At 67.2% G+C, this 20,901-nt stretch carries 17 protein-coding genes, 1 tRNA gene and 1 pseudogene; 15 read left to right on the top strand and 4 right to left on the bottom strand.

Features of this window, described 5'->3' with window-relative positions:
• Positions 1-91: 91 nt before the first annotated feature.
• The 11 genes from CHB74_RS09160 (at position 92) to CHB74_RS09110 (ending at position 8,158) form a co-directional block, all read left to right on the top strand.
• The gene (locus CHB74_RS09160) at positions 92-505 is read left to right on the top strand and encodes an SUF system Fe-S cluster assembly regulator (protein ID WP_089219336.1); all 414 of its coding nucleotides are present in this window, start codon (positions 92-94) and stop codon (positions 503-505) included.
• The gene (sufB, locus tag CHB74_RS09155) at positions 502-1,974 is read left to right on the top strand and encodes a Fe-S cluster assembly protein SufB (RefSeq protein WP_089219335.1); all 1,473 of its coding nucleotides are present in this window, start codon (positions 502-504) and stop codon (positions 1,972-1,974) included. The genes CHB74_RS09160 and sufB overlap by 4 nt, the downstream gene beginning before the upstream one ends.
• Positions 1,971-2,321 (top strand): hypothetical protein, encoded by a 351-nt coding sequence (locus tag CHB74_RS09150; RefSeq protein WP_089219334.1) that lies wholly within the window; start codon positions 1,971-1,973, stop codon positions 2,319-2,321. Before sufB ends, CHB74_RS09150 begins: the two co-directional genes overlap by 4 nt.
• Positions 2,322-2,326: 5 nt before the next feature.
• Positions 2,327-3,070 (top strand): Fe-S cluster assembly ATPase SufC, encoded by a 744-nt coding sequence (gene sufC / locus CHB74_RS09145; RefSeq protein WP_089219333.1) that lies wholly within the window; start codon positions 2,327-2,329, stop codon positions 3,068-3,070.
• On the top strand, positions 3,067-3,819 hold the full coding sequence (locus CHB74_RS09140; RefSeq protein WP_089219332.1) for a SufD family Fe-S cluster assembly protein: 753 nt from the start codon (positions 3,067-3,069) through the stop codon (positions 3,817-3,819). Before sufC ends, CHB74_RS09140 begins: the two co-directional genes overlap by 4 nt.
• On the top strand, positions 3,816-5,030 hold the full coding sequence (locus CHB74_RS09135; RefSeq protein ID WP_089219331.1) for a cysteine desulfurase: 1,215 nt from the start codon (positions 3,816-3,818) through the stop codon (positions 5,028-5,030). Before CHB74_RS09140 ends, CHB74_RS09135 begins: the two co-directional genes overlap by 4 nt.
• Positions 5,027-5,497: an SUF system Fe-S cluster assembly protein gene (locus tag CHB74_RS09130; protein WP_089219330.1), complete on the top strand. Its 471-nt coding sequence runs from the start codon at positions 5,027-5,029 to the stop codon at positions 5,495-5,497. Before CHB74_RS09135 ends, CHB74_RS09130 begins: the two co-directional genes overlap by 4 nt.
• Complete coding sequence (locus CHB74_RS09125) at positions 5,497-5,850, top strand: HesB/IscA family protein (protein ID WP_089219329.1); 354 nt, start codon at positions 5,497-5,499, stop codon at positions 5,848-5,850. The genes CHB74_RS09130 and CHB74_RS09125 overlap by 1 nt, the downstream gene beginning before the upstream one ends.
• Positions 5,851-6,005: 155 nt before the next feature.
• A complete protein-coding gene (locus CHB74_RS09120; RefSeq protein WP_089219328.1) occupies positions 6,006-6,677 on the top strand; it encodes a pyrimidine 5'-nucleotidase in 672 nt (223 codons plus the stop codon).
• Entirely contained in the window at positions 6,674-7,510 is an 837-nt protein-coding gene (dapD, locus tag CHB74_RS09115) for a 2,3,4,5-tetrahydropyridine-2,6-dicarboxylate N-succinyltransferase (RefSeq protein WP_089219327.1), read from the top strand. The genes CHB74_RS09120 and dapD overlap by 4 nt, the downstream gene beginning before the upstream one ends.
• 15 nt (positions 7,511-7,525) lie before the next feature.
• Complete coding sequence (locus tag CHB74_RS09110) at positions 7,526-8,158, top strand: glutathione S-transferase family protein (RefSeq protein ID WP_089219326.1); 633 nt, start codon at positions 7,526-7,528, stop codon at positions 8,156-8,158.
• 3 nt (positions 8,159-8,161) lie between these two features.
• Here the strand turns inward: CHB74_RS09110 and pbpC are convergent, their stop codons facing one another.
• Together pbpC and CHB74_RS09100 are read right to left on the bottom strand one after the other, a co-directional pair.
• Complete coding sequence (gene pbpC / locus CHB74_RS09105; protein WP_089219452.1) at positions 8,162-10,222, bottom strand: penicillin-binding protein 1C; 2,061 nt, start codon at positions 10,220-10,222, stop codon at positions 8,162-8,164.
• A gap of 72 nt (positions 10,223-10,294) precedes the next feature.
• Positions 10,295-16,033, bottom strand: a complete 5,739-nt coding sequence (locus CHB74_RS09100) for an alpha-2-macroglobulin family protein (protein WP_089219325.1) — start codon at positions 16,031-16,033, stop codon at positions 10,295-10,297.
• A 148-nt stretch (positions 16,034-16,181) separates the two neighbouring features.
• On the opposite strand from CHB74_RS09100, the pseudogene CHB74_RS09095 reads away from it, so the two are divergent.
• Both CHB74_RS09095 and CHB74_RS09090 read left to right on the top strand, forming a co-directional pair.
• Positions 16,182-17,585 (top strand): annotated as a pseudogene (locus tag CHB74_RS09095) (glycosyl transferase family protein).
• A complete protein-coding gene (locus CHB74_RS09090; RefSeq protein ID WP_089219324.1) occupies positions 17,582-18,586 on the top strand; it encodes a hypothetical protein in 1,005 nt (334 codons plus the stop codon). The pseudogene CHB74_RS09095 and the gene CHB74_RS09090 overlap by 4 nt, the downstream one beginning before the upstream one ends.
• Positions 18,587-18,589: 3 nt before the next feature.
• Here CHB74_RS09090 and CHB74_RS21960 read toward each other — a convergent pair whose 3' ends face one another.
• Both CHB74_RS21960 and CHB74_RS09080 read right to left on the bottom strand, forming a co-directional pair.
• Positions 18,590-18,763, bottom strand: coding sequence for a hypothetical protein (locus CHB74_RS21960; protein WP_179220778.1), 174 nt, complete (start codon positions 18,761-18,763; stop codon positions 18,590-18,592).
• 139 nt (positions 18,764-18,902) lie between these two features.
• Positions 18,903-18,976: transfer RNA gene (locus tag CHB74_RS09080), tRNA-Gln, on the bottom strand.
• Between the two features lie 151 nt (positions 18,977-19,127).
• Between CHB74_RS09080 and CHB74_RS09075 the strand changes: the two genes are divergently transcribed.
• Together CHB74_RS09075 and CHB74_RS09070 are read left to right on the top strand one after the other, a co-directional pair.
• Entirely contained in the window at positions 19,128-20,174 is a 1,047-nt protein-coding gene (locus tag CHB74_RS09075) for a Ppx/GppA phosphatase family protein (protein WP_089219322.1), read from the top strand.
• Between the two features lie 10 nt (positions 20,175-20,184).
• Complete coding sequence (locus CHB74_RS09070; RefSeq protein ID WP_089219321.1) at positions 20,185-20,880, top strand: RlmE family RNA methyltransferase; 696 nt, start codon at positions 20,185-20,187, stop codon at positions 20,878-20,880.
• Positions 20,881-20,901: the final 21 nt, after the last annotated feature.

Below are 20,901 nucleotides of genomic sequence, written 5' to 3'. Positions count from 1 at the left end.
CGCTTTAAGCCAGCCAAGCGATCCTGCCCTTGACGCGCACGCATCGCGCCCCCAATTGCCAATCGGAACGAATCAGTCCGATTTGGAGACCATGCGCCTTTCGAGCCTTGCCGATTATGCGGTCGTGATGCTGACCGCGGCTGCGCGTCACAGTGACGCGGAGACGCGCCTGTCGGCCACCCTGCTTTCGGAGGAAACCGGCGTGCCGCTGCCCACCGCGCAGAAGCTGATGGGCAAGCTCGCATCCGCCGGCCTGCTCACCTCCGCGCGCGGCACCGGCGGCGGCTTCCGCCTCGCCCGGGGGCCGGCTGAAATCAGCCTGGCCGAGATCATCGAGGCGGTCGAAGGGCCGATCGCGATGACGGCCTGCGTGGAACATGGCCGCCATGATTGCGCGCTCGAAGCCGATTGCCGTGTTCGCCCGCACTGGACGGCGGTGAACGGCGCGGTAAAGGGCGCGCTCGGCGGGGTGAGCCTCGCCACGCTTGCAGGAGTGCCCGCATGAGTGAAGTCCGCAACCGGGAAGCCTTCGAGGCGGCGCAGAAGGCGTCGACCTATGAATGGGGCTTCACCACCGATATCGAGCAGGACTTCGCGCCCAAGGGGCTGAACGAGGATACCGTCCGCTTCATTTCGGCCAAGAAGAACGAGCCGGAATGGATGCTGGAATGGCGGCTGAAGGCGTTCCGCCTGTGGCAGACGATGACGCCGCCCGACTGGGCGAAGCTCAACGTGCCGCCGATCGATTATCAGGACGCTTATTATTACGCCGCGCCCAAGGCCAAGCCCAAGCTCAGCTCGCTCGACGAGGTCGATCCCGAAATTCTCAAGGTCTATGAGAAGCTCGGCATCCCGATCGAGGAGCAGAAGGTGCTCGCCGGTGTCGAAGGCAGCCGCAAGGTCGCCGTGGACGCCGTGTTCGATTCGGTTTCGGTCGCCACCACCTTCCGCGACGAGCTGAAGAAGGCCGGCGTCATCTTCCTCTCCATCTCCGAAGCGATCCGCGAATATCCGGACATGGTGAAGAAGTGGCTCGGCAAGGTCGTGCCGATGCACGACAACTATTTCGCCACGCTCAACTGCGCGGTCTTTTCGGACGGCACCTTCGTCTACATCCCCGAAGGCGTGCGCTGCCCGATGGAGCTGTCGACCTATTTCCGCATCAATGCGGAGAATACGGGCCAGTTCGAACGCACGCTGATCGTGGCCGACAAGGGGGCTTATGTCTCCTATCTCGAAGGCTGCACCGCGCCGATGCGCGACGAGAACCAGCTCCACGCCGCCGTGGTCGAACTGGTTGCCCTGGACGATGCCGAAATCAAATATTCGACCGTCCAGAACTGGTATCCCGGCGATGCCGAGGGCAAGGGCGGCATCTATAATTTCGTCACCAAGCGCGCGCTCTGCCAGGGCCGGAACAGCAAGGTGAGCTGGACGCAGGTGGAAACCGGCTCCGCGATCACCTGGAAATATCCGAGCTGCGTGCTGGCGGGCGAGAATTCGGTGGGCGAATTCTATTCGGTCGCCGTCACCAACAACATGCAGCAGGCCGATACCGGCACCAAGATGATCCATCTGGGCAAGGGATCGCGCTCGACGATCGTGTCGAAGGGCATTTCCGCCGGCCGCTCGAACAACACCTATCGCGGCCTCGTCCGCGTCGGGCCGACGGCGGAAGGCGTGCGCAACTTCACCCAGTGCGACAGCCTGCTGCTCGGCGACAAATGCGGCGCGCACACCGTGCCCTATATCGAGGTGCGCAACCCCTCCGCCCAGATCGAGCATGAGGCAACGACCAGCAAGATTTCGGACGACCAGCTCTTCTACGCCATGTCGCGCGGCCTCAATCAGGAGGATGCGGTGGCGCTGATCGTCAACGGCTTCGCCAAGGAAGTGCTGCAGCAGCTGCCGATGGAATTCGCGGTCGAAGCGCAGAAGCTTTTGGGGATCAGCCTTGAGGGGAGCGTGGGGTGATCGGAGCCGTAACCGTTGCGCTCATGTTCGCTGCCGACGGCAGCTACAACATGGGTCAGGTCAGTTTGCCGGCGATGCCGCATGTGCTCTTTTATTCGTCTTGCTTTAACGAAAACAGCGACGTCGCGAAGAATGTGATGAATGGTCAGAACATCGCTGCTGAACAATTGCCCGTTTACTGCCGGACGCTCCGTCAGGGGCTCTATAAACAGGCCCTTGACGCTGTTCGATCATCTGGAAGCGGAGATATGCTTCAGGAGGGCAAGCGGCTGGATCGCATCTTCAACACCATTGAACGAAACAATCCCGTTCGGTCTGAAGTCAGCGCCGGGGCGGCAGCAGAGTGAGTTGCATGTTAAAGATCAATAACCTCCACGCCGAAGTCGACGGCAAGCCGATCCTCAAGGGCGTCGATCTCACCATCAACGCGGGTGAGATCCATGCGATCATGGGGCCGAACGGCGCGGGCAAGTCGACGCTGAGCTATGTGCTGGCCGGCCGGCCCGGCTATGAGGTGACCGAAGGCAGCGCCACGCTCGACGGCGAGGATCTGCTGGCGCTGGAGCCGCATGAACGCGCCGCCGCCGGCCTGTTCCTCGGCTTCCAATATCCGGTCGAGATTCCGGGCGTCTCCAACCTCCAGTTCCTGCGCACCGCGCTCAACGCGCAGCGCAAGAGCCGGGGCGAGGCGGAGCTTTCGGGCGGTGAGTTCCTGAAAGTCGCGCGCGCGCAGGCCGATGGCCTCGGCCTCAACATGGACATGCTGAAGCGGCCGGTGAATGTCGGCTTTTCGGGCGGCGAGAAGAAGCGCAACGAGATGGTGCAGATGGGCATCATCGATCCGAAGCTGGCGATCCTCGACGAAACCGATTCGGGCCTCGATATCGATGCGCTGCGCGTGATCGGCGAAGGCATCAACCGCATCATGCGGACGCCCGAAAAGGGCGTGCTGCTGATCACCCATTATCAGCGCCTGCTCGATTATGTGCAGCCGCATTTCGTGCATGTGCTGGCGGCGGGCCGGATCGTCCGTTCGGGCGGACCGGAACTGGCGCTCGAGCTTGAGCGCGAGGGCTATGGAGCGATCGCCGCGTGAGCAGCCTGCCCATCCCCACCGCGAAGCAGGAAGCCTGGCGCTATAGCGATCTCGATGCGGTCGCGAGCGTCTGGCCGACGCCGCCGGCCGAAGAAATTCATGTCGCCGCCGGCGAAAGCCTGGTCCGTGTGATCGCGCCGGAAGGCGGCGCGGATGCGGTGGTGATCGCGGATTATGTGGTGGATGTGGCCGCGGGCGGACGCTGCGAATTCTTCATCCTCAACACCGTCGGCCGGCTGGGCCGGATCACCATCGACGTGACCTTGCACGACGGCGCCCATTTCGAACTGGGCGGCACGATCATCGGCGGAGGCACGCAGACGCTGGAGATCGTGACCATCGTGCGCCATGTCGAGCCCCATGCGACCAGCAACCAGGTGGTGCGTTCGGTGCTCGCGGCGCAGGCGACCGGCAGCTATCTCGGCCAGATCGCGGTCGCCCGCGACGCGCAGAAGACCGATGCCGCGCAATCGGTGAAGGCGATGCTGCTCGACCGCACGGCCACCGCCAATGCCAAGCCCGAACTCGAAATCTATGCCGACGACGTGAAGTGCGCGCATGGCGCGACCGTTGGCGAGCTCGACAAGCAGGCGCTGTTCTACCTTGAAAGCCGGGGCCTGCCGCCGGCGGAAGCCAAGGCGCTGCTGCTGCAGGCCTTTGTTGCCGGCGCATTCGTCGACCTGGCGGACGATGCCGCGCGCGAGATGCTGGAAGGCCGCGCGCTCGCCGCGCTGGAGGCGCTGCTGTGAACCTGCTCACCGAAACCCGCCCGCTCGACTGGCTGACCGATTTCCCCGCGATTCCCGATGGCTGGGCCTATCTGGATACGGCCGCGACCGCGCAGAAGCCCAAGGTCGTGATCGACGCGATCGCCCGCGCTTATGGCGAAACCTATGCCACCGTCCATCGCGGCGTTTACCAGCGTTCGGCCGACATGACGGTCGCGTTCGAGGCATCCCGCCAGCGCGTCGCGCGCTTCATCGGCGCGGGATCGGCGGACGAAATCGTCTTCGTGCGCGGCGCGACCGAAGGCATCAATCTCGTCGCGCAAAGCTGGGGCGATACCCATCTGAAGGCCGGCGACCGCATCCTGCTTTCGACGCTGGAACATCATTCCAATATCGTGCCCTGGCAGTTGCTGCGCGATCGCATCGGCGTGGAGATCGACGTCGCCCCGCTGACCGCCGATGGCCGCATCGACCTCGACGCGGTGGAAGCGATGCTGACCCCGGCGCACAAGCTGGTGGCGCTGGCCCATGTTTCCAACGTGCTGGGATCGGTGCTCGATGTCCGCCGCGCGGCGGATCTTGCGCACAATGTCGGCGCGCGGCTGCTGGTCGATGGCTGCCAGGCGGTGCCGCGCCTTCCCGTCGACGTCGCGGCGCTGGATTGCGACTTCTACGTCTTTTCAGGCCACAAGCTCTATGGCCCGACCGGGATCGGCGTGCTGTGGGCGCGGGCCGACATCCTCGATTCCATGCCGCCCTGGCATGGCGGCGGCGCGATGATCGACAAGGTGAGCTTCGCGCGCACCACCTATGCCCCGCCGCCCGCGCGGTTCGAGGCGGGGACGCCGCATGTCGTGGGCGTCGTCGGCCTGCATGCCGCGATCGATTATGTCGATGCGATCGGCCTCGATGCGATCCACGCGCACGAAACCGCCCTGGTGACGGCCGCGCGCGAGGCGCTGTCTGGGATCAATTCGGTGCGCCTGTTCGGCCCGGCGGATTCGGCCGGCATCGTCAGCTTCGCGGTCGAGGGGGTGCATCCCCACGATGTCGGCACCATATTGGACGAGGCGCATGTGGCGATCCGCGCTGGCCACCATTGCGCGCAACCGCTGATGGAACATCTGGGCGTGCCGGCGACAGCGCGGGCGAGCTTCGGTGTCTATAACGGGCTGGCCGATGTCGCGGCGCTGGCGAAGGGTATCGAACGCGTGACGAGAATTTTCGGATGAACGAGGAAACCAAGATCCAGACCGAAGAGGTCAGCACGGTGCCGACGCCGCCGCGCGCCCGCGTGGAAGATGCCACGGACGAGCCGGCGACGACGCGTCCGCGCGATTATCTGGACGGCTTTCTGGCGCAGACCCCGGTGCCGCAGGGCGCCGGCGAGCCGGGCGGCGACGTCTATGAAGGCGTGATCGCCGCGCTCAAGGAAATCTACGATCCCGAGATCCCGGTGAACATCTACGATCTCGGGCTGATCTATGGCGTCGACGTCGACACCGACGGCCATGTGGTGGTGACGATGACGCTGACCACGCCGCACTGCCCGGTCGCCGAATCCATGCCGGGCGAGGTCGAGCTGCGCGTCGGCTCGGTGCCGGGTGTCGGCGTGGCCGAAGTGAATCTGGTCTGGGATCCGCCATGGGATCCGCAGAAGATGTCCGATGAGGCGAAGCTCGAACTGGGGATGCTGTGATGAGCACGACCACCCGCCAGCGCCCGGCCGCGATCATCCTGACGCCGTCCGCCGAACAGCGGATCGCCGATCTGATGGCGCGCGCGCCCGAAGGTTCGATCGGCGTCAAGCTGTCCACCCCGCGCCGGGGTTGTTCGGGCCTCGCTTATTCGGTGGATTATGTGACGGAGGCCGATCCGTTCGACGAGAAGATCGCGACGCCGGGCGGCGATTTCTATGTCGACGGCGGTTCGGTGCTCTATCTGATCGGTTCGACGATGGACTGGGTGGAGGATGATTTTTCCGCCGGCTTCGTCTTCCAGAACCCCAATGCCAAGGGCGCCTGCGGCTGCGGCGAGAGCTTCACGGTATAAGACGGACGCTGTCATCCTGATGAAGGTCAGAATCCATGGGCGGAGCGGTCGTTTTCGTTCCGCATCGGAGCGCCGATGGATTCCCGCTTTTTCTGGAATGACGAAGCGTGCGGGCGAGGTTGCCCCCGCCCTCCCCCGTCGCTAGACCGCGCGCCATGCTGCCCGCGCTCGCCCATGTCGATTGCTGGATCTTCGATCTGGACAATACGCTCTACCCGGCCTCAGCGGACCTGTTCGGCCGCATCGACGTCAAGATGGGCCTGTTCATCCAGAACCTGCTCGGCGTCGACGCACAAGAAGCGCGCCGCATCCAGAAAAGCTATTTCGTCGAGCATGGCACGACGCTGAACGGGCTGATGGCCGCGCACGGCATCGAACCGCGCGAATTCCTCGATTTCGTCCACGATATCGAGATGGACGCGCTGGCCGAGGATCGCCGGCTGGTCGAGGCGGTGGCCCGCCTGCCCGGGCGCAAGCTGATCTTCACCAATGGCGACGAGGCCTATGCGCGGCGCGTGCTGGGCCGGCTTGGCCTGTCGCACAGTTTCGAGGCGGTGCACGACATCCACGCCTGCGCCTATCAACCCAAGCCCCACCCGGCGAGCTATGACGCGATGTGCCGGGCGCTGGACGTGCGGCCGCAGACCGCCTTGTTCGTCGAGGACATGGCCCGCAACCTGCGCCCCGCCAAGGCGCTGGGCATGAAGACGGTGTGGGTGAACAACGGATCGGACCATGGCGCGCACGAGCACCATCCCGATTTCATCGATTATGAGATCGCCGAGGTCGGCGAATGGTTGGAACAGATATTGGGGACGACAAGATGAGCGATCTGGCGCAGACGATCGAAGCCGCGTGGGAAGCCCGCGACACGCTGGGTTTCGACACCAAGGGTGAGATCCGCACCGCCGTCGACGCGGCGCTGGCGGCGCTCGATGCCGGCACCGCGCGCGTGGCCGAAACGGTCGATGGCGAAGTGATCGTCCATCAGTGGCTGAAGAAGGCGGTGCTGCTCTCCTTCCGCCTCAACGACAACGCGCTGATCGCCGGTGCGCCGGGCGAAGCGAATTGGTGGGATAAGGTGCCCAGCAAGTTTTCGGGCTGGGGCGAGGCGGAATATCGCGCCGCCGGCTTCCGTTCGGTGCCGGGCGCGGTCGTCCGCCGTGGCGCCCACATCTCCAAGGGCGTCGTGCTGATGCCGAGCTTCGTCAACATCGGCGCCTATGTCGGTGAAGGCACGATGGTCGATACCTGGGCGACGGTGGGCAGCTGCGCGCAGATCGGCCGCAACGTCCATCTTTCGGGCGGCGCCGGCATTGGCGGCGTGCTCGAACCGCTGCAGGCCAATCCGGTGGTGATCGGCGACGGCGCGTTCATCGGCGCGCGCGCCGAAGTGGCCGAAGGCGTGATCGTCGGCACCGGCGCGGTGCTGTCGATGGGCGTCTATCTCGGCGCGTCGACCAAGATCGTCGATCGCGCGACGGGCGAGGTGTTCGTCGGCCGGGTGCCCGATTATGCCGTGGTCGTGCCCGGATCGCTGCCCGGCAAGCCGCTGCCCGACGGCACGGCTGGACCGTCGCTCTATTGCGCGGTTATCGTGAAGCGCGTTGACGCCCAGACCCGCGCCAAGACGGGGATCAACGAACTGCTGAGGGATTAATTCAGGGGAGAGCCTGTGGGGGGAATCACCGTCCATCATCTCGAAAACTCGAAATCACAGCGTATCCTGTGGCTGCTCGAGGAACTGGAACTGCCTTATGAGGTGGTTCGCTATCAGCGGATGATGGGGGCGGCTCCCCCCGAACTGACCAGGGTGCATCCACTCGGCAAGGCGCCCTCGGTCGAGATTGACGGGCTGGTGATGGCCGAATCCGCCGCCATCATCCAATATGTGCTGATGCGCTTCGGGCAAGGCCGCCTCGCCCCGCCCGCAGACTCGCCCGATTATGCGAAGTTCCTGGAACTTCTCCATTATCCCGAATCCTCGCTGGCGCTGCGCACCTTGCTGCCGCTGTTCATCCGGCTGTTCGGAGTGAGCGCGCCGATGCTGGAAGGCTATGCCGCGCACGGCCTTGGCGTGCAGCTCGATCATCTCGATGCCATGCTGGGCGGCCGCGACTATCTGATCGGCGACGCCTTCACCGCCGCCGACCTGCAACTGACCCATGAACTGCAATTCCTGAAGGCGCAGGGCCAGATCGATGATCGCCCGACCCTGCTCGGCTTCGTCGACCGGATGGAATCGCGCCCCGCCTGGCAACGCGCCGTCGCGCGCGGCGGGCCCTTCAACCTCGGCTTCGGGGCATGACTATCAGCGCACGCTGAACAGCACGCGATCCACCGCGCGCCCGGCGGCATCGACCAGCAGCAGGCGGTGCTGGCCGGGGCCCGCAAAGATCAATGGCTGGCCATCCGCCGGCCCGAGATCCTTCCTGTCGAGCATCAGCCGGTGGCCGGCGACCGCACCGCGCGTCGCCACCCGGATGCGCTGGCGATCGGACGGGATGTCGGGATCTACCGCATAGACGGCGCCCGCCACCGGATCGGCGATGCGCGGGCGATGCGCTTCGGGCGGGGCGGCGGCAAGCGCCGTCTGGCCGGTCCCCTTCAGGAACCATTCGCTCCGCGCCGGTTCGATCCCGCCGGCAAAGCGAACGGAACGACGCTCGACACCGGCGGGCGGGGCTGGCGCCCGGCTGGACCGATCGCGATGGAGCGCCAGCATCACATCGCGCCACACCGGCGCCGCGCCGCTGGTGCCCGATACGCCACGCATCGGATCGCCCTCGAGATTGCCGACCCAGACGGCAACCGTGAAGCGATCGGAAAAACCGATGCACCAATTGTCGCGCATCGCCTTTGACGTGCCGGTCTTGACCGCCGCCCAGAAGGGCAGCCGCAGGGCGCTGTCGAGGCCGAAGGTCACCGCGCGCGCGCCGGGATCGGCCATCATGTCGGCGATCAGGAAGGCGGCTTCGGGGCTGTAGATGCGCCGCGCCGCGCCACGGGGATCATCGGCGCGAATGCGCAGCGGCGTGAAGCGGCCGCCATTGGCCAGCATGCGGAAGGCATTGGCCTGTTCCAGCAACGTCACCTCGGCCGATCCAAGCGCGAGGCTGAAGCCATAATAATCGCCATCCTCGGTCAGACCGCGATAGCCCGCATCGAACAGCCGGTCGCGGAACGGCTCGACGCCGGTCAGCAGCAATGTGCGCACCGCCGGCACGTTGAGCGATCCGGCAAGCGCCGTGCGCGCCGAAACCGGCCCCTTGAAGCTGCGATCGTAATTTTGCGGAACGTAGAGCCCTGATGCAGTGTCGAGCTGGACCGGTGAATCGTCGATGATCGATGCGGGCGTGATCCAGCCCTTTTCCATCGCCTGCGCATAAAGGAAGGGCTTGAGGGTCGATCCGGCCTGGCGATAGGCGTCCGCCCCGTCCACCGCCGCCGCCGTCGATGGGCCGCCGACACCGCCGACATAGGCCAGCACATCGCCGCTTTCATTATCGACCACGATCACCGCGCCATCGCGCGCGCGCGTCGCACCCAGCCCACGCAACTGGCGGACGAGGGCTGCGGCGGCGGCCTTCTGGATCGCCGCATCGAGCGTCGTCGCCACCGTCGCGCCCGGCGTGCGCAGCAGCTTCCGCGCAAGATGCGGCGCCAGCCCCGGATCGAGCGCCAGCCGCCGCGCCGGCCCGAGCATCGCCACCGCCGCCGATTCGAGCGGCAGGCATTGCGCGCGACGCCCGATCGCACAGGCCCGCCGCGCCACCTCCGCCGCGCTCGCCTGTGGGGACGGCAGCAGCGCGACGAGCAACAGCGCGTCATCGGGCGAAAGTGCCGCCGGCGCCTTGCCGAACAGGGTGAGCGCGGCTGCGCTGATGCCCTGCGCCTCGCCCCGGAAACCGGCGAGATTGAGATAGGCTTCGAGAATCTCGTCCTTGGACCAATGCTGTTCGATGGCACGGGCAGCGCGCATCTGGCGCAGCTTGTCCCGCCAGTTGCGCGCGCCGGGCCTCGCCAGTTCGGGCGCGAGGAAGGCGGCGAGCTGCATGGTCAGCGTGGAGGCGCCACGCGGCCGCCGGCCGGCCAGCTTGTCGCGCAGGCTGCCGGCGAGTGCCCACCAGTCCACCCCGTCATGGTGGGCGAAGCGCCGGTCCTCGGCCGCCACCACCGTATCGCGCACGGCCGGCGCCACGGCCGACAATTCGGTCCATGCCAGTCGCCGCGCATGAAAATCGACGCGCTCGGCATCGAGCAGCCGGCCGTTGCGATCCTTCAGCCACGCCTCGCTCGGCCGATAGGCTTCGCGCGCGGCGGCAAAGGAAGGCATGGCCGGCGGCAGCGTCCACAGCCACAGCGCCAGCATCACCGCCGCCAGCGTGCCAATCGTCGCCAGCGCGATGTTGGTTCCGGTGAGATGGTGGCGAAGGCGCACGGCCTATCTCAGCGCGACCGTCACCGGCCGGTTGGGGATCGCCGCGCGGATGTCGGGCGAATACATCGCCTCCACCCGGGTCGGCGGCAGCTGGAAGGTGCCGACACCGTTCAGCCGCACCGCATATTCAACGGTGAAGCGACCACGCGGCACCCATTCGAAATAGCCGCGCCACGCATCGAGCCCCCGGCCGACATAGGATGGCTGCACGCCTTCGCCGCCGGACGCCTGATCGGCGATCTGCTGCGATTGGCCGCCGAGATTGCCGACGATCGTCGCGCCCGCCGGAATCGGATCGCTGACCACCACCCAATTGCGTTCGGCCGTCGCGTCGACGCTGATCCGAACCTTCAGCACATCGCCGCGCGTCAACCGGCCCTTCACCTTCTGCTGGATCGCGGTCACCGATTTTTCGACGCGATAGCCCGCGAACAGCGGTTGGCGCAGCGGCACGGCGGCGGTGAGCGAGATCTGCGCCCACGGGCCCGCGCCACCATTCTGCGCGAGCAGCAGCGGGGCCTGCGCCGTCGGCAGCGGCAGGCGCAGCAGCCCTGCATCCGCAGCGCGCGGCCAGGGTTGGCTGCGCTGGATGTCGCCAAGGCGCGCAGTGGTGACGCCCGCGACGGCGCCGGGCGGATAGAGGCCGGCAAAGCGTTTCGCCGCGATGACGCCCCAGGCATTGGCCGGCGTCGTATCCCAGCTGCCGCGACGCTGGCGGAGTGCCACGCCCACCATCATCCGGGGCGTATCATCCTGCCAGCCCGGCCGGCCGAGCACCGCAAGCAGCGCGCGGATCGCCATCTCGTCCCCGCTCGTCATCATCCACCAGGGCGCACGGCCGGCATCGACGAGATCGAGGCGCGATCCTTCATAAACGAGGCGCTGGCGCAGTTCCGCCTCCGCACTCGCCCGCAGCGCCGCGTCGCCCCCGGTGCGGTCGATCGCGACCAGCCAGTCGGCCAGCGCCGATGTCGGCATGTCGGCAGGGGCAAGGCCGATCTGGCCGAGCATGGCGGAGCTTGCGAGGCCATTGCGCGCAAGCGCCGCAAGCGCGGCGAGGCGCAGATAGCGCCGTTCGCCAATGCCCTGCCCGCCACTGGCCACGCGGCCGTCGACGACGCCCTTCAGCGCCTCGATCATCCGCGCCTTCGCGGTTTCGGGAATGGCCAGCCCGGCCTCCGCCGTGATGTGGAGCGCATAAGCGGTCAGCGCCTCGCTGCCTTCCATGCTGTCGACCGGGAAGTAGCGGAGCAGCCCATTGCCATCGAGATAGGCCGGAATCTCGCCTGCCAGCCGCCCCCACGCCCCGGCATCCTGCGTCGCCACCGCCTTGGACAGGCGCTGTTCGAAGCAATCATAGGGATAAGCGGTCATGTAGCGGACCACGCCGTCCAGCGGTGGCGCCAGACTATCGCTCAGCCGCACGGTCACTTCGCCCCGGCCGGGCAGCGCCCCGGCGGGCGGCGTCAGCATCACGCTGGTCGCCTGACCGACCCGCGCCAGCGTCGCCGCCCAGGTTTCCAGCGGAACGGCCGGAGCGACCTCCTGCGAGACCGTCAGCTTGTCGACCGCGCGGCCATCCGCCGAGCGGGCCGAAACCGTCCATGCCAGCCGCCCGATGCCCTGCGGCGCCGGCAGGTTCCATGTCACCGGCGCGGCACCGCCGGCCGGGATCGTCACGGTCAGCGGGCGCGCGGCGCCGATCCGTGGCGCCACCTCCGCCGTGGCCGTCACCGTCATCGGCCGGTCCGATCCGTTGCGCAGGGTGAAGCTCGCGCCATAGAAATCGCCTTCGCGCACCAGTGGCGGCAGGCCGGCATATAGCGTCAGATCCTGCGCCGTTCGCACCGTCGCGACGCCGGTGCCGAACCGATCGGCGCCCGCCGTCGCGATCGCGACAAGCTTGAACGACGACAGCGAATCGCCCAGCGGCACCGCCACCTTCGCGCGCCCCTGCGGATCGAGCGGCACGCGCCCCTTCCACAGCAGGACGGGCCGGAAATCCTCCCGATTGACGGCAGCAAGGTCACCGCCGCCGCCGCCGCCGGCGGCCAGCGCCTTGCGCCCATAATGACGCTTGCCGACGACCTGCATCTGCGCGGTCGAGGTGAGCACGGAAAGCGGCCGTTCGCCCATCATCGCGTCGATGACGTCCCAGCTCGGATTGGGCGAAAGCTGCAACAGCGCCTCGTCCACCGCCGCGAAGGCGATTTCGGCCGAACGGGGGGCGGCACCCGCGCCATCCTTCACCTGCACCGCCACCTGCGCCACATCGCGCACGCTGTATTTGTCGCGATCGGGCTTCACATCGACGGCAAGCTGATGGGCTTCCCAGCCGACATTGATCTTGGCGATGCCGAGCCGGAAACTCGGCTTGGCGAGATCGACCAAGGCCGTCGGCCGCGCCGCATCGCGGGCGAAGAAGGGCAGGCCCCATTCGCGCGCAAGATTGGCCAGCCACAGCCGAAACCCGCCGACACGCCCGCGCACGGCCAGCACCGACACATAGATGTCGGGCGCATGATAGCCCTGCAGCGGCACTTCGATCACCGGATCCTTGCCGGACAATCTGGTGACGAAGCTGCCGATCACGCCCTCACGCTCGATCGTCACCAGCGCCGTCGCCTCGCGGAACGGCATCCGCACCTGGAAGCGCGCGGTTTCGTTTGATTTATAGTCGAGCCGTTCGGGCACCAGATCCATGCGGTCGCCATTGTCGCCGCCGAACCACCAATCCTCTTCCCCCGCGAGCCAGATCGAACGCACCGCGCGGCTGACATTGCCGTCATCATCCTCGGCCGTGGCCACCGCATAGACCTCGCCCGAGACACCCGGCTCGATCGCGCATTCGGCAAGCCCCAGACTGTCCGTCGTGGCGGTGCAGCCCGCGTCGATCCGCGTCGTCCGAGCGTTATTGTCATAGGCATAGAAGCCGCCGATCAGCCGGCGCCGCGCGGACAATATTTCACGGCTGAACAATTCGACCTTCACCTTGCGGCCCCGCACCGGGCGCCCCTCGGCATCGAGCACGACCATCTTCAGGCGAAGATCGTCATCCTTCATCATCCAGCCGTCGGTCTTGAGGCCGACCCGCACCGCCGAGGGATAGACGGGAATGCGGCGCGATGCTGTCAGCACCTCGCCATTGGCGTCCTGATAATCCATCTCCACCGCGACCATCATCGCCTGGTCGAAGCTCTGCGGAATCTCCACGCTGGTCCGTGCCGCGCCCTGCCCGTCGAGTGTGACCGGCAGCATCTGGGTGGCGGGCACGGCCGCAGCGCCGATCTCCTCGCCATCGCCGTCCAGCGGCGTCACGCCCTCGACAATCTTCGCGCCGCCGAAGCTCCAGCCTTCCCAGCCCTTCGGCGTCGGTTCGGCCATGGTGAAGGCGGTGCGCACGGTAACGCCCATGTTCGATGCGCCGCCGCCGGACAGATAGCCGACGAACAGATCGAGCGGCAGCAGCTTCGGCCGGATCGCGGCCGCCTTGGGGCCGGTGACGCTCGCCCGCATCGTCGGCAGGCGATATTCGTCGACGCGGATCGACTGGCTGGTGAAGATCGTCTCGTCACCCGAAACGATCGTCAGGTCGTAATCGCCCTGCGGCGCGCCTGCGGGCGCGGTCCACGCGGTTTCGCCAATGCCATCCGCGCCCACCGCCAAAGGCAGTTCGAACTGCGTGTCGGAGCCGCGATGGGTGAGCCGCAGGCGGCCATCCAGCTGGCCGGTGAAGGCGAAGCCCGCCGCCACCGGCTTGCGCAGGATATGCTTCATGTGGACGGTTTCGCCCGCCTTCATCAGGCTGCGGTCGAACACCGTGTGGAATATGTCTGTCCGCTCGTTCCAGCCATAAGGCAGGTCGAAATCATAAGGCCGGATGCCCTTGGCCCAATCGGTCAGGGTGAAGCTGAAATCGCCATCCTTGCGCGCCGACGCCATCAGCGGATGCGCGCCGCCATCGTCGCACGATCCATAGGTTTCGGGTTCCGGCAGGCCGGGCCTGACCGCCAGCCGCCCGCGCGCATCGCTTTTGCCTTGCGAAAGCAGGCGTCCGGTGCAGCTGTCGCTGATCCTGACGTCGGCCCCGGCCACGGGCTCGCCACTGTCGAGCGCGGTAACCCAGACCATCGATCCCTCGCGGCCCCATTTGAAATGGACCGCAAGATTGGTGACGAGCGCGCCCGCCGCCACATAGCGCGTCGCATCGCGGCCGAGCAGCGCCCGGCCGAGCGCCGGGCTGGCCAGTTCGACGACATAGAAGCCCGGCTTGGCCAGCGGGATGCCGACAATTTCGAACTGGCGTCCCTTGCCGGGCAACGCGACGTCCATCGGCCGCGCGTCGGCGACCTTGGTCAACAGCGGTGTCGCGCCGGTGTGGTTCACCGTCACCGATTTCGCGCCGCGCTTCTCCTCGCGGAAATCATTGTCGTCGGCGTCGTCAAGCCGGCGCAGCCAATTGGCGACCGCCTTGTCGTCGTCGCCGATGCGGGCGACCTTGCCACCCACGCTGAGCGTCCGCCCCTGCAGCGCCGGTTCGACGTTGCGGACGGTGACGGGCAGCACGCCGCCTTCCTTCGCCTCGAGAATGCCGAACGGGGCGGCGAATTTCACCAGCGGTGGCGCGGCATCGAAGCGGATGGCGAGCGGAAAGCGCTGGGCGTTGGCAAGCGGCCGGCCACCATCGTCCACCAGCCGTTCGGGCAACAGCAATTCACCGGCAACGGCCTCGGCGAAGGGCGGCTTGAAACGCACGGCGCTGACCTGTTGCGCCCCGGCATCGGCGATTTCGGGGCGAATCTCGCTGCCGTCCGCCAGCTTGATGCGGATCGCTTCGGCCGCCGCCCGGCCGATCGGCGCGGAAAAGCGCACATGCGCCGCCTCGACCGGGCTGCATCCCGCTTGCGGATTGACGCGCGAACATTCGAACCGCGCCTCGAACGCCTTGCGCACCGTGAAATCGAAACGCTGGTCGGTCCCCGCGGTGCGGCCGCCCGGGCCCCGCACGCCGGCGCCCCACACCAGCGCCATGTCGCGTCCTGGCGGCAGGGGCCGCCGGCATTTGAGCGCGACGACATTCGCCAGCATCGCCGCCCGTTCGCGTCCCTTGGGCGCCAGCACCTGCGGCAGGCCGGCTTCGGCCAGGAAATTTTGCACCTGATAGCGATCGGCGCCCACGCCTTCCAGCACGTCGCCCGCCACCTCCGGCGGCAGCAGATCGACCGCGATCTTCTCGCCGATGCCGTCCACCGCGCAATAAGCGACGGCCGCCACCGAGGCGCGATCCGGCGCGACATTGGCGGCGACAAGGAACAGCTGATCCTCGGCAACGTCGCCGCCATAGCGCGAAGGCAATATCGCGCGCACCGAAGGGCCGCCGGTATCGACGGTGAAACGCTGCTGCCCGGTCAGCGTGGCGCCGCGCAGCGTTTTCAGGCCGTCGCGCAATGTGAAGCTGCAGGCGATGCCACCCGGCAAGGGGGTTTCGAACGCATGCTCATAGGTGGTCTGGTCGACCCAGCGACCGGTGCCGCCGACCGGACAGGCGACCGCGAACGGCCCCGTCGCGCGCGGATCGCCCAGTGGCACCATCGGTTCCGAAAAGCGGACGGTGAAGCGTTCGATCGCCCCGCCGGCGCTGCCCGGCGTCGCCATCACCACCTGCGGGGCCACGTCGCTTGCCGCCGCAACCGGCGCCAACGCCAGCGCCAGCGCCGCCCAGCGCATCCGAAAAAGCCGCATGTCCCGCTCCCTTTCGCCGGCATCCACCGCAAGGAAAGCCTAGCAGCCGGAGAGTCCACCCTCAATCGGCCCAATAAAGCGCCAATATACAATATGCTTGCACAACCATTACGTAGGCGACATGTTCCCCGTTCGGGGGAAAATGGGGATGCTGGATCCCGGCACAATATCGTGGCTGCTGGATATGGCGCTGCGCGAAGTTGCGCTGTTCGCCGCTGTCGGCCTGTTGCTGGGTGGGATCGACGATTTCGCCATGGATATGCTGTGGCTGCTGCGCAGCGCCACCCGACGACTGACCATCTACCGCCGCCACCGCCCGACAACTGCCGCGACATTGCCGCCGCCGGATCGCCCCGGACGCATGGCGATCCTGATCGGGGCGTGGGATGAAGGCGATGTCATCGGCGCGATGCTCGGCCACGCGCTCGACCGGCTGGACCATCATGACTTCCGCATTTTCGTGGGCGTTTATCCCAATGATCCCGCGACACGCGATGCCGTTGCCGCGATCCAGGCGCATCACCCGCGCGGGCGTCTCGTCCACATGGTCGGCGGGCAACGCGCCGGGCCGACCACCAAGGCCGAATGCCTCAACCGCTTGTAGCACGCGCTGCTGGCCGAGGAAGCGGCCAGCGGCGTCCGGTTCAAGGCCATCATCCTCCACGACGCCGAGGATGTGGTGCACCCCGCCGAACTGCGCCTGTTCGACCGGCTGATCGAACGCTTCGATCTCGTCCAGCTGCCAGTGATGCCGCTGGTCGTTCCCGGCTCGCCATATGTGAGCGGACATTATTGCGACGAGTTCGCAGACAACCACGGAAAAATGCTGGTTGTGCGTGAAGCGATCGGGGCGGCGATGCCATCGGCCGGGGTCGGCTGCGCCATCGCGCGCGATGCCATGCAACGCGTGGCCGATGCCCGTGACGGATCGCCCTTCGATGCCGACAGCCTGACCGAGGACTATGAACTGGGCCTGCGCATCGGCGAATTTGGCGGCCGGGGGGTCTTCGTCCGCATGCCGGCCGACGAGGGCGGTGCGCTGGTCGCGGTCCGGGCCTATTTTCCCGCAACGGTCCACGCCGCCGTGCGCCAGAAAGCCCGCTGGCTGACCGGGATCGCGCTGGCCGGCTGGGATCGGCTGGGCTGGCAGGGCGGCATCGCCGAACATTGGATGCGGCTGCGCGATCGCCGCGCGATTCTGGCCGCGATCATATTGACCGCCGCTTATGCCGCGCTGCTGCTATGGGTCGCATCGCAGGCATTTCATTGGGCAATCGCCCGTCCCGCCGCACCGCTCGACCCGATCCTCTGGCAGCTGTGCCTCGCTAACCTTGCCTTGCTGGGCTGGCGCCTGGTGATGCGTTGCTGGATGGTCCAGCGGGTCTATGGCCTGCGCGCGACGATGCACGCGCCGGCGCGCATGTTCGTCGGCAACATCATCGCCATCCTTGCGGCGCGGCGTGCGCTGTTCGCCTATCTCGCCAGCAGCGCCAACCGCCCCGTCCGCTGGGACAAGACCCGCCACCATTTCCCGACGGGCGAGGCCGAGTGAAAGCCGCATCGCCGCCGATCCGGTTTCTGGCCGCCATTTCGCTGCTGTGGATCGGAACGCGCATCTGGTGGCTGCTGCCGGAGGACACGCGCGAGACGATCATCCTGCCTGAACAGGCTCGGGCCGATACGCTGGCCGCGGCGGCGGCCACGGTGGCTGCGGGCAGTATCACGGTCCCGCTTCGCCCTGTCGCGCCCTCCGCACAACACCGGCCGCCGCGCGCGCCAATCCTTCTCGCCGCAGCGGACACACCCCGCGAAGCCATGTTCGCGCCGCCCGCCGCCATACCAGCATCATCACCGCCACCGATCGCCGACCTTCCAGCCCCCACACCCGCGATCGCCGGCGCTGCCCCCTCGCCATCGCGCTGGTCGGGCAACATCTACCTCTTCGCGCGCGATGGCGGTGGAGACGCGCTGGCGGCAGGGGGCCAATTGGGCGGAGGCCAGATCGGCGGGCGAATCGCGTGGCGGATCAACCGCGGCGGCCCGAGCCGCGCCGCCATCGCAACGCGCGCTTATCTGCCGCTGGACGACGCCAAGGCCGCCGAAGGTGCGGTCGGCCTGGATTTTCATCCGCTGCCGGGCCAGCCGCTGCGCCTTTCGGTCGAACGGCGCTTCGATCTTGGCGGGCACGGCCGCAATGCGTGGTCGGCTTATGCGGCGGGCGGGTTCTGGCGCGATCTCGGCAAGGGGCTGGAGGCCGATGGCTATGCGCAAGCGGGCATGGTCGGCGCCCGATCGACCGATCTGTTCGCCGATGGCGCCCTGCGCGTCGTCCATCGCCGCGATATCGCACCGGCGACCGCGTTGCGCATCGGCGGCGGCGTCTGGGGTGGTGCCCAGCCCGGCGTCGAGCGGCTCGACATCGGCCCGCGCGTGGCGCTCAGCCTGCCCGTGGGCGGCACGGCCATCACTGCCGCGATCGAAGGCCGCTTCCGCGTGGCGGGTGATGCCGCCCCCGGATCGGGCGCGGCACTCACGCTGGCCAGCGATTTCTGACGATCAGGCCTTCTTGTCGGCCTTCTTCGAGCGATTGGCATAGAGAAGCGCCGCGACGATCGCAGCCGAACCGATCGCAACGCCGACACCGACGCCCGCCGCCGGCGAGATGAGCGGCGCCTTCTTGGACTTGGCGGCCGGCTTCGTCTTATCGGGCGTGGATTCGGAATCGGACACGAACAATCTCCTCAACTCGGGCGATGCAAACGGAACACGCCTCGGCCGTCATTCTATCGGCCGTTGGCCGAATGCCAACCGCGAATGCAGCGGAATCTGGGGAGAAATGGGGTCGAAAACGCGACCCTCTGCCTCGGTTTGGATGCCCCGCGAGGATTCGAACCTCGATTGACGGAGTCAGAGTCCGTAGTCTTACCTTTAGACGACGGGGCAACGGCAGGCGCGCCAGATAGAAGCGCCGATCCGCGCTGTCAACGCCTGAACATGCACTTCTGTCACGCTTGCCGCCGGCCCGATGTCCCGATAGTCTCGCTGGCAAGTCCCGGCGGCATCGGCCCGACCGGAAAGATAAGAGTGAATGCCCATGGCGCAGCAGCCCGAAACGGCGGCGCCGCATCGCGGAATCCTTCCGCGCGGAGCGGCCCCCAACGCGCCCTTCCGGCGGCACCATCGCCGCACCTATGCCGCGCTCGATCTCGGCACCAACAATTGTCGCCTGCTGATCGCACGGCCCGCCGACGAGGGATTCGTCGTCGTCGACGCCTTTTCGCGAATCGTTCGGCTGGGCGAAGGGCTGGCGGCAACCGGACGCTTGAGCGACACCGCGATGGACCGCGCCGTCGCCGCCCTGTCGATCTGCGCGGACAAGCTGCAGCGCCGCCAGGTCACGCTGGTCCGCTCGGTCGCGACCGAAGCGTGCCGGCGCGCCAGCAACGGCCGCGAATTCGTCGATCGCGTCTATCGCGAAACCGGGATCGCGCTCGACATCATCAGCGCCGAACAGGAGGCGCGGCTCGCGGTGCTGGGCTGCCATGTCCTGCTCGAACCCGGAGAAGGCCCCGCCCTCATCTTCGACATCGGTGGCGGCTCGACCGAGCTGGTGCTGATCGAGTCCGGCGGCCCGGCGCCGCGCATCCTGGAATGGTTTTCCGCCCCATGGGGCGTCGTTTCCCTCACCGAAAGCGAACCGCATGAATGGGCCTGCCGCGATCAGCGGCTGGCGGCCTATCAGCGCATGCGCGAACGCGTCGCCAATGCCTTCGCGCCCTTTGCGGTGGCGCTGAACGGCAATCACCAGCGCACGCGGCTGCTGGGCACCAGCGGCACCGTGACGACGCTCGCCAGCCTCCATCTCGGCCTTTCCACTTATGATCGCCGCGCCGTCGACGGGCTGATCGTGCCGGCACAGTCCATGCGCAACATCAGCACGCGCCTTTCGGAAATGTCGGTGGCGGAACGCGCCGGCCTGCCCTGCATCGGCCACGAACGCGCCGATCTGGTCGTCGCGGGCTGCGCCATTCTGGAGGCGATCATCGACATCTGGCCGGCCGAACGGCTGGGCGTGGCCGATCGCGGAATTCGCGAAGGCATCTTGCGTTCCTTGATGGCACGTGAGAGCGGGCGCGCATGAGGACTTTCCAATGAGCCGTGGCGGATCCGGCGGTCGCCAGCGCGTGAAGACCGCGCGCAACCGCAGCGCGGCATCGACCCGCTGGCTCGAACGCCAGTTGAACGACCCCTATGTCCGCCGCGCCAAGGCGGAAGGCTATCGTTCGCGGGCGGCCTATAAGCTGATCGAGCTGGACGAACGCTTCCACCTGCTCAAGGGCGTCAGCCGCGTGATCGATCTCGGCATCGCGCCGGGCGGGTGGAGCCAGGTCGTCCGCAAGAAGGTGCCCAAGGCGGCGATCGTCGGTATCGATCTGCTGCCGGTCGATCCGATCGACGGCGTCACCATCCTGCAGATGGATTTCATGGACGATACCGCGCCTGAGCGGCTGGCCGAGGAGTTGGGCGGGCAAGCCGATCTCGTCCTGTCCGACATGGCGGCCAACACGGTCGGCCACCCGCAGACCGATCATCTGCGCACCATGGCTCTGGTCGAAGCCGGCTGCGCCTTCGCCGCCGACGTGCTGAAACCGGGCGGCGCCTATGTGGCGAAGGTGTTGGCGGGCGGCGCGGACCATGATCTGGTGGCCGAACTCAAGCGCCTGTTCACCACGGTCAAGCACGCCAAGCCGCCGGCAAGCCGCAAGGATTCGTCGGAATGGTATGTCATTGCCCAGGGCTTCAAGGGGCGCGCCAAGCCCGAACCGACGAATAGCGACGCGTCATAGTTTTAGCACGACCAACGACGC

Source organism: Edaphosphingomonas laterariae, assembly GCF_900188165.1.
Taxonomy (GTDB): Bacteria; Pseudomonadota; Alphaproteobacteria; order Sphingomonadales; family Sphingomonadaceae; genus Sphingomonas_E; species Sphingomonas_E laterariae.
Note: the sequence above shows the minus strand (reverse complement) of the source record. Positions and strands in the feature narration are given on the sequence as shown.